Origin of the sequence: Micromonospora zhanjiangensis (genome assembly GCF_042650605.1) — a bacterium.
GTDB classification, from domain to species: domain Bacteria; phylum Actinomycetota; class Actinomycetes; order Mycobacteriales; family Micromonosporaceae; genus Micromonospora_J; species Micromonospora_J zhanjiangensis.
On sequence record NZ_JBHSBN010000029.1, the window covers coordinates 12,903 to 27,013 of the forward strand.

Genomic DNA, 14,111 nt, shown 5'->3' on the forward strand with positions numbered 1-14,111 from the left:
TCACACCTCGCGGCGGCGACCGGCGAACGCGGGCCCGAGACCGATACGCTCGTTTCGTGCCTTCAGAACGCGTGGCGCCGCACCTGGACGTCGACCGGATCCTCGCCGACCCCGGCGTACGGATCATGGTCTGCTGTGGCGCCGGTGGCGTGGGCAAGACCACCACCGCCGCCGCGCTCGCGCTGCGGGCCGCCGAACAGCACGGCCGTCGTACGGTCGTGCTCACCATCGACCCGGCCCGGCGGCTGGCCCAGTCGCTCGGGCTGACCGAGCTGGACAACACCCCCCGGCAGGTCAAGGGGATCGACGTCGAGGACAGCGGCGGCGAGCTGCACGCGATGATGCTCGACATGAAGCGGACCTTCGACGACGTGGTGCTCGCGCACACCGATCCGGCCCGGGCCGCGGAGATCTTCGCCAACCCCTTCTACCAGGCGATGAGTTCGACCTTCGCCGGTACCCAGGAGTACATGGCGATGGAGAAGCTGGGCCAGTTGCACGCCCGGGGCGAATGGGACCTGATCGTGGTGGACACCCCGCCGTCCCGCTCGGCGCTGGACTTCCTGGACGCGCCGGCCCGACTGTCCCGGTTCCTCGACGGGCGGATGCTGCGCCTGCTGCTGGCCCCGGCCCGGACCGGCGGGCGCAGCATGTTCAGCCTGGTCACGGCGTCGTTCGGGATGTTCTCCCGGGTCGTGCAGAAGATTCTCGGCGCGCAGTTGCTGACTGATCTGTCCGGCTTCGTCGCGGCGCTGGACTCGATGTTCGGTGGTTTCCGGCAGCGGGCGGAGCAGACGTACCGGATCCTGCAGGCGCGGGAGACGGCCTTCCTGCTGGTCGCGGCGCCGGAACCGGACGCGGTCCGGGAGGCCGCCTACTTCGCCGGCCGGCTGCGCGAGGAGCGGATGCCGCTCGCCGGTCTGGTGCTCAACCGGGTGCACCTGCCGGTGGTCGACCGGCCGAGCGCGCAGGAGAGCCTGGCCGCCGCGGACCGGCTGGCCGAGCTGGGTGGTCACGAGACGACGGTGGAGACGCTGCGGGTGCACGCCGCGTTGGTCCGGCAGGGTGCCCGCGAGCAGCGGGTCGCGGCCGGCTTCACCGACGCGTTCCCGGATGTGCCGACGGTGGCGGTGACGGCACAGCCCGCCGATGTCCACGACATCGACGGGCTACGCACGATCGGTGCCGCGATCAGCCGGCCGTGACGAGGACCTTCTCCTTGTCCTTCATCGCGGCCTCGAACATCTTGCGCCAGCTGGCGACCTGTGGGTGCCGACGCAGCAGGGCGCGACGCTCCCGCTCGGTCATGCCGCCCCACACGCCGAATTCGATCCGGTTGTCGAGCGCGTCGGCGAGGCATTCGTACCGCACCGGGCAACTGCGGCAAATCCTCTTCGCCACGTTCTGCTCGGCGCCCTGCACGAACAGCGCGTCCGGATCACCGTTCTGACACGCCGCCAACGTGGGCCAGTCTGCGATCATGCCCATCTGTTCACGTCCCCCCTTACCTGTGCCGCTACCGACTCGTGCCGATCAGCCGGCTGACAACCCCCGGTCCTCCGCGCGCCCTCCCCCGGGCGGCACGGACGACGTGCGATCACCTCGCCGCACCATCATGCTCTGTAGTCGTATGATTACGCAACGTTGTCGGCCAAATCCATCAATCCGGACACTCCAGGCGCATTGCCCAGCGAGCCCCGCCGTGCCTACCCGGCGGCGATGTGCGAAAACGTCGCGGACCCCCACCGGGATGGTGGAGACTGGAGGCGGAAGTACCGCACCCGCTCGTCAGGGTTGATGCGTCTAGCACAACGAGGCCGACGCCGGCAGGAAATGGGGAAGTACGCCGGACGCGTCGTCGTTGTGCATTCCCGTACCCTGACGTGGTGACCTGGATCCGGAAACGTGATCACCACGTAGTGACCAACGCCGCCTCGCTGCTGATCTGCGGACTGCTGGCCGGCGTGGTCGTGGCCGCCGCGGCCTTTCCGGCGGTGGCGATGTCCGGGCTCGCGGCCAAGGCCGGCGCCGAGACCTTCGACAAGCTGCCGAGCGAGCTGACCGTCAAACGGGCGCCGCAGATCAGCTATCTCTACGCGTCGGACGGCAAGACCCCGCTCGCGGCGATGTACGACGAGAACCGCCGGGACATCCCGCTCAAGGACGTCCCGATGATCATGCAGAAGGCGATCATCGCCGCCGAGGATCACAATTTCTTCCAGCACAACGGCGTCGACGCGAAGGGCATCGCCCGCGCCTTCGTGAACAACCAGGCGGGCGCCAGTCAGCAGGGCGCCTCCACCATCACCATGCAGTACGTCCGGCAGGCCATCGCCTACTCGGCGACCAAACCGGCCGACGTGGTCGCGGCGACCGAGGACACCAGCGCCCGCAAGCTCAAGGAGATGCGCTACGCGATGCGCATCGACAAGGAACTCGGCAAGAACGAGATCCTGGAGCGCTACCTGAACATCGCCCCGTTCGGCAACGGCGCGTACGGCATCTTCGCCGCCAGCCAGGTCTACTTCGGCAAGGCTCCGAAGGACCTGAAGCTCGAGGAAGCCGCGATGCTGGCCGGCATGGTCAAGGCGCCCAGCGCGTTCGACCCGACCACCGCGGGTGGCCGGCCGCAGGCGCTGGACCGGCGCAACTACGTCCTCGACAACATGGTGCAGATCGGTGCCATCACCAAGGAACAGGCCGAGGTCGCCAAGAAGACCGAGCTGACGGTGGTCGGCAAGCGGGCGCCGAACGGCTGCGTGGCCACCAACAAGGCGCACTGGGGTTTCTTCTGCGACTACTTCTACCGCTGGTGGATCCAGCAGGAGACCTTCGGCGCCACCCCGTACGACCGGGAGCGGCGGCTCAAGACCGGCGGCTACAGCATCATCACCAGCCTGGACGTGGCCACTCAGCAGGCCGCCAAGGACAACGTCGAGCAGCAGCTGAAGACCGGCCGGAAGGAGGCCCTGATGCTGGCCGCCGTCGAGCCGGGCACCGGTCGGGTGCGCGCGCTGGCCACCAACCGCAACTACAAGCTGGACGACCCGAACAAGCCGCAGAACGGCAAGGCCAGCAACCCGGCCAAGAAGGGCGCCCGCGGCACCTACCCGAACACCACCAACCCGCTGATGACCGGCGGCGGTGACATCCACGGTTACCAGGCGGGCTCCACGTTCAAGATCTTCACGATGGTCGCGGCCCTGGAGAAGGGCCTGCCGCTGAGCCACACCATCAAGGCGCCGAACCAGTTCAAGTCGAAATACCCGGTCGAGTTCAACAGCCCGGCCGCGTGTCCGGGCACCAGCAACTACTGCCCGAAGAACGCCAACCCGGCGATGGCCGGCCCGCGCAACATGTGGGACGGCTTCGGCTTCTCGGTCAACACCTACTTCGTCGCGCTGGAGCAGGAGGTCGGCGCGCAGAACGCGGTGGACGCGGCAAAGCGGCTGGGCATCCAGTTCCGCTCCAGCAACGACGCCGACCTGGCCAAGAAGGCCGATCTCTGGGGCGCCTTCACCCTGGGCGTGTCGGCCACCACGCCGCTGGACGTGGCAAACGCGTACGCCACCCTGGCCGCCGACGGCAACTACTGCGAGCCGATCCCGGTGCAGGAGATCCGCGACCAGGAGGGCAACAAGCTCGACGTGGCCAACCCCCGCTGCCACCAGGCGGTCAAGACCGAGGTGGCCCGGGCGGCCATCGACGCGGCCCGCTGCCCGGTCGGCGACAACTCGTCCACCTCACGGTGCGGCGGCGTCCGTACCGCCGGCGCGGTCCGCGGCATCGTCGGTAAGCCGGTCGCCGGCAAGACCGGCACCACCGAGGGCGACAAGACCGCCACGCTGGTCGCCACGACCAAGCAGCTCGCGGTGGCCGGCATCATGGCCGACCCGGACTACGCGCAGACCCCCGAGTCGATGGACTACAACAAGGCCAACATGGCGGTCTCCAGGACGCTGCGGGACGCGTTGAAGGGCAAACCGAGCATCAACTTCACCCCACCGGGCAGCAAGTCCAGCGCCGGTGACGAGCGGTCCATCCCGGACGTGAAGTGCCAGTCGCTGGACACCGCGAAGTCGCGGATCCAGGGCGCCGGCTTCGAGGTCGAGGTGAGCGACAGCAAGGTCGACTCGAGCTGCCCGCCCGGCACCGCCGCCGGCACCAGCCCCGACGGGCGGACCACCAAGGGCGGCCTGGTGGTCATCGAGGTGAGCAACGGCAAGAAGAGCACCGGCGGCGGGCCCCGGCCGCCCGGCCCCGGCCGACGACCCAACTGACCGGCGGATCCGCCGGGGACGAGCACGGGACAGCGGGCGGGCACCACCTGGTGCCCGCCCGGGCTTCCTTCCCCGTACGGGCAACCGCCGGTGCTGTCGGCACCGGTGCAGGTTCCCGTCGTCGCCCGATCAGGCGGCGAGCTGGCGGCGTACCTCGGCGGCCACCCGGCCCCCCTCGGCCCGGCCGGCCACCGCGGCCTGGGCCGCCTTCATGGCCGGGCCCATCTGGCCCATCCCGCTGAACCCGCCCGCGGACAGCGCGCCGGCCACCAGTTCGCGCAGCTCGGCGTCGTCGAGCTGCTTCGGCAGGTATCGGTCCAGCACCTCGCCCTCGGCGTTCTCCTTGGCGGCCTGTTCGGTCCGGCCCGCGTCGGCGAAGGCGGTCGCCGCCTCACGGCGCTTCTTCGCCTCCTTGGTCAACACGGCCAGCACCTCGTCGTCGGAGAGTTCGCGCTTCTCCTTGCCGGCCACCTCGGCGTTGCCGACGGCGGCCAGCGCCAGCCGCAGGGTCGAGGTGGTCAGCTCGTCGCGTGCCTTCAGCGCCGTGCGCATGTCGGCGGTCAGGAGGTCCTTCAGCGTGCCCATGGACGGAGAAACTACCCTGGTGGGCATGACGAAGCGCACTGTATTGCGATGGGCGGTCGGAACCGTGGCCGCCGGCGGGACCGTCCTGGCGTACGCGTCGCTCGTCGAACGCAACCTGTTCACCCTGCGCCGGTACGACGTACCGGTGCTGGCCGCGGACGCCGAACCGCTGCGCGTCCTGCACCTGTCGGACCTGCACATGATGCCCGACCAGCGACGCAAGCAGGCCTGGGTGGCCTCGCTGGCCGCCACCGACCCGGACCTGGTGGTGGTCACCGGCGACAACCTCGCCGACCCGGAGGCGGTGCCCGGCGCGCTGCGGGCGCTGCAGCCGCTGCTCGACTTCCCCGGCGCGTTCGTCTTCGGCTCCAACGACTACCGCGGCCCGGTGTGGAAGAACCCGCTCAGCTACCTGCTGCCGGAACGGGAGTACGTCCAGGGCGCCGACCTGCCGTACGAGGACCTGCGCGAGGTGCTGGTCGGCTCGGGTTGGCAGGACCTGAACAACGTCCGGACCACGATCAAGGCCGGCGGCCGGCTGCTCGAACTGGTCGGCGTCGACGACCCGCACATCGGCCGGGACGACTACCCCTCGGTGGCCGGCCCGATCTCCACCGAGGCCGACCTCACCGTCGGGGTCACCCACTCCCCCGAGTCCCGGGTGCTCGAACCGATGGCGGCGGACGGCTTCCAGTTGCTGCTGGCCGGCCACACCCACGGCGGTCAGGTCTGCGTGCCCTTCTACGGGGCACTGACCACCAACTGCGACCTACCGCGCTCGATGGCCAAGGGCCTGCACCGGTGGCCGGGCTCGGACTCCTGGCTGCACGTCTCCGCCGGCCTCGGCACCCACCCGACCGCCCCGGTCCGGTTCGCCTGCCGGCCGGAGGCGAGCCTGCTCACGCTGATCCCCCGCTGAGCCTGGACCGTCCCCGACCGCCCTCGGCGGGCCGGGGGGATACCGAATTTGACCGGCGGGGGCGGTGGGCTACTATTGCTCAGCACGCCGCGGGGTGTGGCGCAGCTTGGTAGCGCGCTTCGTTCGGGACGAAGAGGCCGTGGGTTCAAATCCCGCCACCCCGACCAGCGGTAGCAAGGATCAAGGCCCCTCCACGGAGGGGCCTTGATTTGTTTCTGGTGATCACTCCTCCTGATAGGCGAGGCCCTACCCATGTTGTAGGGCAGCGCGTGCACCAGGGAAGCTGACGACCTTTCTACCGTGCTCGCTGCGTGCTGCTGTCGAAGGAAGCGAGTTGGAGCCAGCAGGGGTCGGCGCGATCGATCGCAGGACGGTCGGGTGGATGGCCAACTCTTCAGCCGCGGGCAGGTACGGACGCGGGCCGAAGCGTCGGCTCAGGAGAGTCCAAAGCAGCTTCGGTGCCTCGTGGCCGACGACTACCGGCTCTTGGCGTCGCCAACCCTTTGCTGACAGTTGCACGAACAGGGACTTCCGCCGCGTCTCCCCGATGCTTCCGATTGAGTGACCGCGCATGATGAGCGCCTGGATCGAGACGCCCCACGTTGCCTTAAGTCGTGCGTAGTCCGTAAGTGACAGACGGTCCGACAGTTCCGACTCCGCCCGGGACAAGGGCACAAGTAGCGCGGTCGCGAACCGGTTGGCCTCGGCTTCAGCTTGAAGCTGGGCAACCCTGGGCCGGAAAGTGTGTAGCACCAAGTGTCCGAGCTCATGCGCCAAGGTGAAGCGGTCACGATCGCCTTGGTGGCCTGGGAAGTACCCGATCAATGCCGGATCACCCAGTCCTTCCCAGTACGACACACCGAAGTGCCCAATCGCGGTGCGCTCTTCGTCCTGGTCATTCGGAAGGACCATCGGGGCGACGGCGACGCCAGCACGCTCCAGCGCTCGAGTCAGGTGCGGTATTGGCTTGTCCGGCGCCAAACGAAGGGACTCGCGTGCCTCCTGCGCAAATTCCTCAACCTGGGTGTCGGCCAGGTCGTCGTCACCAACGGCGTAGGGCAGGGACGGCGCAGGATAGTTCTCAGCGTCGGACAGGTTCCCGGCCACCCGGAAGCTCTCTCCGTAGATGGCGTGGACCCGTCGGGTGATCGACTTTTTCGCTCTAGCCGTCTTACGGAATCGAAGACTGTCCAGGGGGACAGAGGAGGGTGCCACCGCGAAAAAGCCGAGGGGCGTACCCGTCGACTCAGCGATTTGTCTCAGCTTGTCCTCGCTGGCATCCCTGCTGGAAGTCTCAACTTCAGAGATCCAGGGCTGACTCACACCTGACAAACCCGCCAACTGGTCCTGCGTCAGGCCGAGAATGTCGCGCAGGATCTTCAGCCGCTCACCCGGCGCTGCCGCCAGCATTCTCCGTTCCGCCTTCCTGTCCGTCTTCGCCCGGAATGTCCAGCTCCATACCTTCGTCTGACGGCTCAAACTCTAGAGCAGCAAGATCCTCCGCGGACTCCGGCAAGATGAAATCGATGTCCGTTAAGGCATGATCTCCCCACTTCCAGTTACCTATGGGACGGACAACCCGAAAGATGGGGACGCTGGACTTCGGGTCGATGCGCCATACGAACAGGAGCCTGTCGTCGTGAGGACCGAAGAGCCGACGTTGTAGCTCCACCCTGAAGAGAGGCTTGTTCCGGTAGTACGCCTGCCGTTCCGCGTTACTGCCCGGAGCCGGCACATCAGCATCCTTGACCGCGTGGAGCAACCTCACCCGGTAGTCGCCGTCGGTGAGCCAGAGCTCACCGTTGCGCGCATGCCTGCCGGCAAGTCGCCATGGACTGACGTCCAAGCCCCGGAGACGTAGGTGAGCGAACGCCCGGATCGTGTGGGTGGCGTGCCAGCGATACAGAGCTTGCCCGTCGAGTTCGGGTAGCTGCTTGCGCCTCTTCTGGTCCGCCCATGTGAAGACGTCGTGAATCGGTTCGCAGAGAGGGAGGAGTGCCGTGCGTATCCGCTCGACGTCGTTAATCATGTGCGCGATATTATCAGCACAAATCTTAACGGCAAAGGGCTCGCCGGGCGTGTCGAGGCAGGCAGCGTGCGCTAGCGAGTTCTACGGCAACGCTCGACGGCGAAGAACGACCCGGCGGATTCTGGGTGGCAGCTGCGGATCCACCGGCTGCTCGACATGCCGGTGTTCTGCCGTATCTCACGGCGCCGGGGAGCGCGTACCTCCGTGAGCATCCGCTTCTTGCGCTCGGCGACCTTGGTCTCGTCCACGTTCAACGGGGGAACGGTGGCCCGCCAGCCGTGCCGCATCAGCGGCACCCAGCGCCCGCTCATTCTCCTCACGTTTGGATGAACGATTCTCAGTTCCATCGGTTACGCACCGACGGCAGTGTCAAGACTCGGCGAGGTCCAGTTGACCGACGGTCTCGCCGCCGCTGCGCTCCCCCGTCGGCCGGAATCCGAGCCGCAGGTAGAACCGCTCCGGCCCGCCCTCGCCCGGCTCCCAGGTCGTGAACACCCGGGTCAGCCCGCGTCGTCGGGCCTCGGCGCACACCGCCTCGACGGCGAACCGGCCGTACCCCTTGCCCTGGTGGTCGGCGGCGATGTTAAGCCGCCAGAGCCCGGACCGGACGTCGTCCGGGTGGTTGGGGTGCCACTGGATGCGGAAGAAGCCCATCAAGAAGCCGACGAGTTCGTCGCCGTCGACGATCAGGCGCGGCCAGGCGACCGCGGGCTGCGCGTACGCCTCGGCGAGCGACCACGCGACCGGCGAGACGAAGCGTTCCTGGTCAGGACGGACGGCGATCCGGCAGGCGGATTCGACATTGTCAGGGGTGATCTTCTCCAGTCGGACCGCAGTCATCGGGGTACCGTACCGGCATCGAGGCGGCCGGCTGAGACAGTTTTGGCCGTCCCAGCCGCCGATGGCGGCGACGACAGCCCATGATGTGCGAACGGGGAACCAATGAACGACGATTCGGTGATACCCGCAGCAGCACAACCGCCGAAGGAACGCCGACGAGCAGGGCGTTCCGTGCTGGTCGTACTGGTCTCGTTGGCACTGTTGACGGCCGCCGCTACCACGACGTATTTCGCGCGCAGGACTGACCGCGGCCCCGCGCCGTCGGCGGCTGACCGCGAACCCACTCCGGCGGCGCCGCCTCGGCCCGTGGTCCTCACCTACGAGGTTCAGGGCAAGGGTCGGGCAATCATCACCTACACCGATCCGGCACAGAAGTCGAACGTGGTCCTGCCGGATCAGCCGTTACCATGGCGGATCGAGCTGCCCCGCCAGGTTGTGGACTTCGCACAGGTCAATGCCCGCCGGACGAGTTCCGAGTCGGCACCGTGGACGAGCCGGATCGTCGTGGACGGTGCCGAGGTCTGCAGCCAGACCTTGGACCTGTACATCAATACGGGATGCCAGTATCTGCCCCCGTCGAGTTGACGGGGGCAGCGGCTGACCGGGGCAACCGGCCGTCCCGCAACGGTTCGGATCACGCAACTTCCGAGCAAGATCGAAGGCGGGCCTCCGATCCTCCCTGCTACGCGTTGCCACCGTCCCACCTCCGCAGGTTGCCTTCCCACTCATCTTCCATGATGCGAAGCGCCTCGTCGAACCATCTGTCGACTACCTCCCACCCACGATCGGGTGGTGAAGGTGGGGTCATGGTTTCTCGAACACCTTCTAATGTTGATTCCGACAAAGAGCGTCAGGACGTGTCGGGGTCCAGTCGCCTGACGGTCCCTCCGTCGCCGCGCCCCGGCCTGAGATCTACGGAGTTGCCGTCGGAGGGCTGGGGCCGGCCGTGGAGCCACCGGCAGGAGAGGCCGCAGGCAGGGACACCGAGGCGGGCCGTCGGTTGGGAGAATCCCCGGTACGACCCCGTGCGGTGGGAGGTCCCGATGGCCCGGATCCTGGTCACGTCGTTGCCGTTCGCCGGGCATGTCGGCCCGACCGGCGCGCTCGCCGCCGAGTTGGTCCACCGTGGTCACCACGTGGTTGCCTACACGGGACGCAAGTACCGGGACCGGTTCGTGGCGGCCGGCGCGCAATGGCTGCCGTGGACCCGGGCGCAGGACTTCGACGACGCGGACCTGGGCGCGACGTTTCCCGGGCTCGGTGACGGTAAGGGCCTGCGGGGCGCCCGGGCCAACGGCGACCTCATCCTCTTCGGCACCGCGTCCGGTCAGGCCCGGGACATCCTGGCGGCGGCCGAGCGGGAACCTTTCGACCTGGTGGTGGCCGACCAGCTCGGCTTCGGTGCCGGTCTGGCCGCCGAGGCGCTGGCGATCCCGTGGGCCTCGGTGGCTGTGACTCCGCTGACCATGGTGTCCAGCCGCGACCTGCCGCCGCCAGGGACCCCGTTCCCACCTGGTACGGGACGGCTGAGCCGGGTCCGGGACGCCCTGCTGCGCGCGGCCGCCGGGCTAGCCTACCGGCGACTGGTCGATCCGCGGCTGAATCGGATCCGCGCCGAGGTCGGGCTCGGCCGTGCCGCCCTCGGCGCCCCCGACAGCCTCTACTCCCCGCGGTTGCTGCTGGCCCAGGGCGTACCCGCCCTGGAGTACCCGCGCACCGATCTGCCCGGCCAGGTCCACTTCGTCGGCCGACTCACGCCGGCCCGCCGACCTGACCCGGCCCACCAACCGCCGGCGAGCCGGCCCGACCCGCCCATGCCGTCGCCGGCGAGCCGGCCCGACCCGGCCCACCGGCGGCCGGCCTGGTGGTCCGACCTGGTGGCCGCCCGTACGTCCGGGCGGCCCGTCGTACACATCACCCAGGGCACCCTGGACGTCGACCTGGCCGACCTGGTCCGGCCGGCCGTCGCCGCCCTGGCCGGAGCGGAGGCGCTGGTGGTCTGCACCACCGGCGGGGTACCCCCGGACACGCTCGGGCCGTTGCCGGAGAACGTCCGGGCGGCCGCGTTCCTGCCGCACGACCTGTTGCTGCCGCTGGTGGACGTGATGGTCACCAACGGCGGTTGGGGCGGGGTGCTGGCGGCCGTCGAGCACGGGGTGCCGTTGGTGGTGGCGGGCGGCTCGCTCGACAAGCCCGAGGTGGCCCGCCGGGTCGCCCGCGCCGGGGTCGGGCTCGACCTGCGTACCGGTGAACCGGGCCGGCGGCGGATCCGCCGGGCCGTGGCGACGGTGCTCGACGGACCGGAGTTCCGCCGCCGAGCGCGGGCGCTGGCGGCCGAACTGGCCGCCGCGGGCGGGATACCGGCGGCGGCCGACCTGGTCGAGGGACTGCTCACCCCCCGTACGGGCGGGTGATGATCTCCAGGCTGTGGCCGTTGGGGTCGAGCCAGTACACGCCGCGACCCCCGTCGTTGGTGTTGATCCGGCCCGGTTCCCGACGCATCGGATCGGCCCAGTACGGCAGATTCCGTTCCTTGATCCGGCCCCAGATCCGGTCGAACTCGTCCTCACCGACCAGGAACGCGTAGTGCTGCGGATGCACCGGCTGGTCGACCTGGAGGACGTCGAGCGACACTCCGTTGTCCACCTCGACCACCCGGAACGGACCGTACGTCCCGGCCGGTGTCAGGCCGAGGATCTCGACCAGGAACTCGGCGGTCTCCTCGCGGTCCCGGGCCTCCACGATGGTGTGGTTCAGCTGTACGGGCATGACCTACCTCCGGGATCGATACGAATGACTCGGGTCGCCCAACGGTAGGAGTTCAACCGAGCTTCATGTCAATCCGGGGCGATCGTGCCCCGATGCCCCGTTCCCCGCCACCGCCCGGACCGCCGCCGGCTGGACCGCCGCCGGGCGGGATCCGCCTTCACCCGGTCGGGGTGATGCCGGCTCATCTCCATCGGGGCGAAACTGCCGGGGACAGGACGGACCGGCGGGAGGACACCGGGGTGGCCGAGCGGATCGGACAGTTCTTCGCCGAACTGGACCGACGCGGCGCCGGTCTGCTCCCGGACAAGTACACCGGCACCGTGCTGTTGGAACTGACCCAGGACGACGTCGTCGAGCGGTGGACATTGGTCATCGACCGAGGTCGGGTCGAGGTACGCCGGGACGACGTCGAGCCGGACTGCCTGATCCGTTCGCCCAGGGACGCGTTCGCCCGGCTGCTGGCCGGTCGGCAGGGGGTGTTCGCCGCCGTCTGGCGCAACGAGCTGAGCGTCGAGGGCGACATCGCCCTGCTGCTCGGTCCGGTGCGTGACCTGATGACCCGGGTGCGGAGGGGAGGCAGCGACGGTGGACCCTGAGCTGGTCAGCATCCTCGACGGCAACCACTTCGTGCTCAGCGACGACGTGGGCGACATATATCCCTGCGAGCGGGCCCCGGCCGGTGTCTTCTCGTTCGACACCCGGTTCGTGTCGTGCTGGAGGCTGACCCTGAACGGGAAGCGGCTGCACAGCCTCTCGGTGGACGACCTGAACCACTTCGAGACGCGATACTTCCTCGTTCCGGGTGCCGCGACGCACTACGTGGACGCCAAGCTCTCCGTGATCCGGCACCGCTGGGTGGGTGCCAGCTTCGACGAGACCATCACCGTGCTGAACCACGACACCGAGCCGGCGGACGTCCGGATCCGGATCGACGTAAGCGCCGACTTCGCCGACACGGCCCAGCTGCGGCTCGGCTACCGGTCGGAACGACCGGGCCGGATACACACCCGCGTCGAACAGGAGTGCCTGCGGCTCAGTTACGAGCGGGAGACGTTCGTCCGGGAGACGATCGTCTCGGCCAGGGAACCGCACGACACGGACGCGGGCGGCATGACCTTCACGGTCCGGATTCCACCGCACGGCAGGTGGAGCACCGGCATTCATGTGCATTGCGTGCTGCTCAGTTCCCTCGGCCGAGACATCCGGTCGACCCTGGCGGCGCACAAAGGTCGCCAGCGGGTGGAGATGCGCGCCGAGTTGGCGGACTGGATGAATTCGGCACCGCGGCTGGCGACCGACTCCCGGGACCTGAGCACGTCGTACCAACGCAGTCTGGTGGACCTCGGCGCGTTGCGGTACCCCGCGCTGTCGCTCCGGCCGCGAGTGCCCGTCGGTGGCATGCCGTGGCACATGACGCTGTGCGGGCGGGACGCCATCGTCACCTGCCTGCAGACGATCTGCTTCACGCCGCAGCTCACGCCGTCCACCTTGCTCCTGCTCGCCAGCGGGCACGGCGTCGAGAGCAACGACTTCCGGGAGGAGGAGCCGGGCAAGATCCTCGACGAGGTGCGGTACGGCGAAAGCGCCGCGTTCGAGGACCTGCCGCACGCGGCGTACTACGGCGCGGCGGACACCACGCCGCTGTTCGTGGTGCTGCTCGACGAGTACCAGCGGTGGACCGGCGACGTGGAACTGGTCCGCGAGTTGGAGTACGAGAGCCGCGCGGCGCTGCGGTGGATCGACGAGTACGGCGACCTGACCGGCCGCGGCTATCTCTCCTACCGCCGGCGCAACACCGAGCACGGGCTGGAGAACCAGGGCTGGAAGAACTCCTGGGACGCCGTCTCGTACGCCGACGGCCGGTTGCCGGGCCTGCCCCGGAGCACCTGCGAACTGCAGGGTTACGCGTACGACGCGAAGCTGCGCGGGGCGCGGCTGGCCCGACTGTGCTGGGGTGATCCGGCGTACGCCGACCGGTTGGAACGGGAGGCCACCGAACTCAAGGTCCGGTTCAACCGGGACTTCTGGCTGCCCCGCGAGGAGTACTTCGCGGCCGCCCTGGACGGCGACGGAACCCCGGTCGACTCCCTCACCTCCAACATCGGCCATCTGCTGTGGAGCGGCATCGTCGACGAGGACAAGGCCGACAAGGTGGCCGGGCACCTGACCGGTGACCGGCTGTTCTCTGGTTGGGGGATCCGTACCCTGGCCGACGACAGCCGCCGCTACAACCCGCTCGGCACGCACACCGGCATGATCTGGCCGTTCGACAACTCGTTGACCGTCTGGGGGCTGCGCCGGTACGGCTTCGACGAGCAGGCGGTCCGGGTCGCCGAGGGGCTGTTCGACGCCGCCGCGTTCTTCAACGGTCGACTGCCCGCCGCGTTTGCCGGCTACGACCGGGCGCTGACGAAGAATCCGGTGCGCCGGCCCGGCGTCGACGCGCCGTACTCCCCCTCCAGCGGTACGACGTTGTTGCTGCTGCGCGTCCTGCTCGGCATCGAGCCGTGCGGCGACCGGTTGACCGTGGACCCGGCGATGTCGGAGCGGTTGGGTCGGGTGGAACTGCTCGACATCCCCGGCCCGTGGGGGCGGCTGGACGCGTTCGCCCGCGGCCGCGTACGCCTCGACGACGCCGGACCGGCAGCCCGCCCGGCCACGGCCGCCGGCCGGTAATCCGGTCGCGATC

General features: G+C 69.0%; 14 protein-coding genes and 1 tRNA gene. 8 read left to right on the top strand and 7 right to left on the bottom strand.

Features of this window, described 5'->3' with window-relative positions; all coding sequences use genetic code 11:
• Nucleotides 1-56: 56 nt before the first annotated feature.
• Complete coding sequence (locus ACFOX0_RS28280; RefSeq protein ID WP_377551708.1) at nt 57-1,205, top strand: ArsA family ATPase; 1,149 nt, start codon at nt 57-59, stop codon at nt 1,203-1,205.
• Here ACFOX0_RS28280 and ACFOX0_RS28285 read toward each other — a convergent pair.
• Nucleotides 1,192-1,488: a WhiB family transcriptional regulator gene (locus tag ACFOX0_RS28285; RefSeq protein WP_377551710.1), complete on the bottom strand. Its 297-nt coding sequence runs from the start codon at nt 1,486-1,488 to the stop codon at nt 1,192-1,194. The two genes, ACFOX0_RS28280 and ACFOX0_RS28285, sit on opposite strands and share 14 nt — an antisense overlap.
• 407 nt (nt 1,489-1,895) lie before the next feature.
• Here ACFOX0_RS28285 and ACFOX0_RS28290 point away from each other — a divergent pair, with 407 nt between their 5' ends.
• The gene (locus ACFOX0_RS28290) at nt 1,896-4,280 is read left to right on the top strand and encodes a penicillin-binding protein (protein WP_377551844.1); all 2,385 of its coding nucleotides are present in this window, start codon (nt 1,896-1,898) and stop codon (nt 4,278-4,280) included.
• Nucleotides 4,281-4,409: 129 nt separating this feature from the next.
• On the opposite strand, the gene ACFOX0_RS28295 is transcribed toward ACFOX0_RS28290, so the two are convergent.
• Complete coding sequence (locus ACFOX0_RS28295; protein WP_377551712.1) at nt 4,410-4,865, bottom strand: GatB/YqeY domain-containing protein; 456 nt, start codon at nt 4,863-4,865, stop codon at nt 4,410-4,412.
• 25 nt (nt 4,866-4,890) lie between these two features.
• Between ACFOX0_RS28295 and ACFOX0_RS28300 the strand changes: the two genes are divergently transcribed.
• On the top strand, nt 4,891-5,784 hold the full coding sequence (locus ACFOX0_RS28300; protein ID WP_377551715.1) for a metallophosphoesterase: 894 nt from the start codon (nt 4,891-4,893) through the stop codon (nt 5,782-5,784).
• 90 nt (nt 5,785-5,874) lie between these two features.
• Nucleotides 5,875-5,951, top strand: a tRNA-Pro gene (locus ACFOX0_RS28305).
• Nucleotides 5,952-6,030: 79 nt separating this feature from the next.
• Here the strand turns inward: ACFOX0_RS28305 and ACFOX0_RS28310 are convergent.
• From ACFOX0_RS28310 to ACFOX0_RS28325, 4 genes are all read right to left on the bottom strand, one after another.
• Nucleotides 6,031-7,194, bottom strand: coding sequence for a helix-turn-helix domain-containing protein (locus ACFOX0_RS28310; RefSeq protein ID WP_377551717.1), 1,164 nt, complete (start codon nt 7,192-7,194; stop codon nt 6,031-6,033).
• A complete protein-coding gene (locus tag ACFOX0_RS28315; RefSeq protein WP_377551719.1) occupies nt 7,172-7,813 on the bottom strand; it encodes a hypothetical protein in 642 nt (213 codons plus the stop codon). The genes ACFOX0_RS28310 and ACFOX0_RS28315 overlap by 23 nt, the downstream gene beginning before the upstream one ends.
• Before the next feature lie 71 nt (nt 7,814-7,884).
• Nucleotides 7,885-8,124 carry a hypothetical protein gene (locus ACFOX0_RS28320; RefSeq protein WP_377551721.1) on the bottom strand — a complete coding sequence of 80 codons (240 nt, stop codon included), beginning with the start codon at nt 8,122-8,124 and terminating at the stop codon, nt 7,885-7,887.
• A 58-nt stretch (nt 8,125-8,182) separates the two neighbouring features.
• Nucleotides 8,183-8,653 (bottom strand): GNAT family N-acetyltransferase, encoded by a 471-nt coding sequence (locus ACFOX0_RS28325; protein WP_377551723.1) that lies wholly within the window; start codon nt 8,651-8,653, stop codon nt 8,183-8,185.
• Nucleotides 8,654-8,755: 102 nt separating this feature from the next.
• Between ACFOX0_RS28325 and ACFOX0_RS28330 the strand changes: the two genes are divergently transcribed.
• Nucleotides 8,756-9,238 carry an MmpS family transport accessory protein gene (locus tag ACFOX0_RS28330; RefSeq protein WP_377551726.1) on the top strand — a complete coding sequence of 161 codons (483 nt, stop codon included), beginning with the start codon at nt 8,756-8,758 and terminating at the stop codon, nt 9,236-9,238.
• A 458-nt stretch (nt 9,239-9,696) separates the two neighbouring features.
• Nucleotides 9,697-11,067 carry a glycosyltransferase gene (locus ACFOX0_RS28335; protein ID WP_377551728.1) on the top strand — a complete coding sequence of 457 codons (1,371 nt, stop codon included), beginning with the start codon at nt 9,697-9,699 and terminating at the stop codon, nt 11,065-11,067.
• Here the strand turns inward: ACFOX0_RS28335 and ACFOX0_RS28340 are convergent.
• A complete protein-coding gene (locus ACFOX0_RS28340; RefSeq protein WP_377551730.1) occupies nt 11,045-11,422 on the bottom strand; it encodes a VOC family protein in 378 nt (125 codons plus the stop codon). The genes ACFOX0_RS28335 and ACFOX0_RS28340 overlap by 23 nt on opposite strands.
• A 239-nt stretch (nt 11,423-11,661) precedes the next feature.
• Between ACFOX0_RS28340 and ACFOX0_RS28345 the strand changes: the two genes are divergently transcribed.
• Both ACFOX0_RS28345 and ACFOX0_RS28350 read left to right on the top strand, forming a co-directional pair.
• Nucleotides 11,662-12,018, top strand: a complete 357-nt coding sequence (locus ACFOX0_RS28345) for an SCP2 sterol-binding domain-containing protein (RefSeq protein ID WP_377551732.1) — start codon at nt 11,662-11,664, stop codon at nt 12,016-12,018.
• Entirely contained in the window at nt 12,008-14,098 is a 2,091-nt protein-coding gene (locus ACFOX0_RS28350) for an amylo-alpha-1,6-glucosidase (protein ID WP_377551734.1), read from the top strand. Before ACFOX0_RS28345 ends, ACFOX0_RS28350 begins: the two co-directional genes overlap by 11 nt.
• Nucleotides 14,099-14,111: the final 13 nt, after the last annotated feature.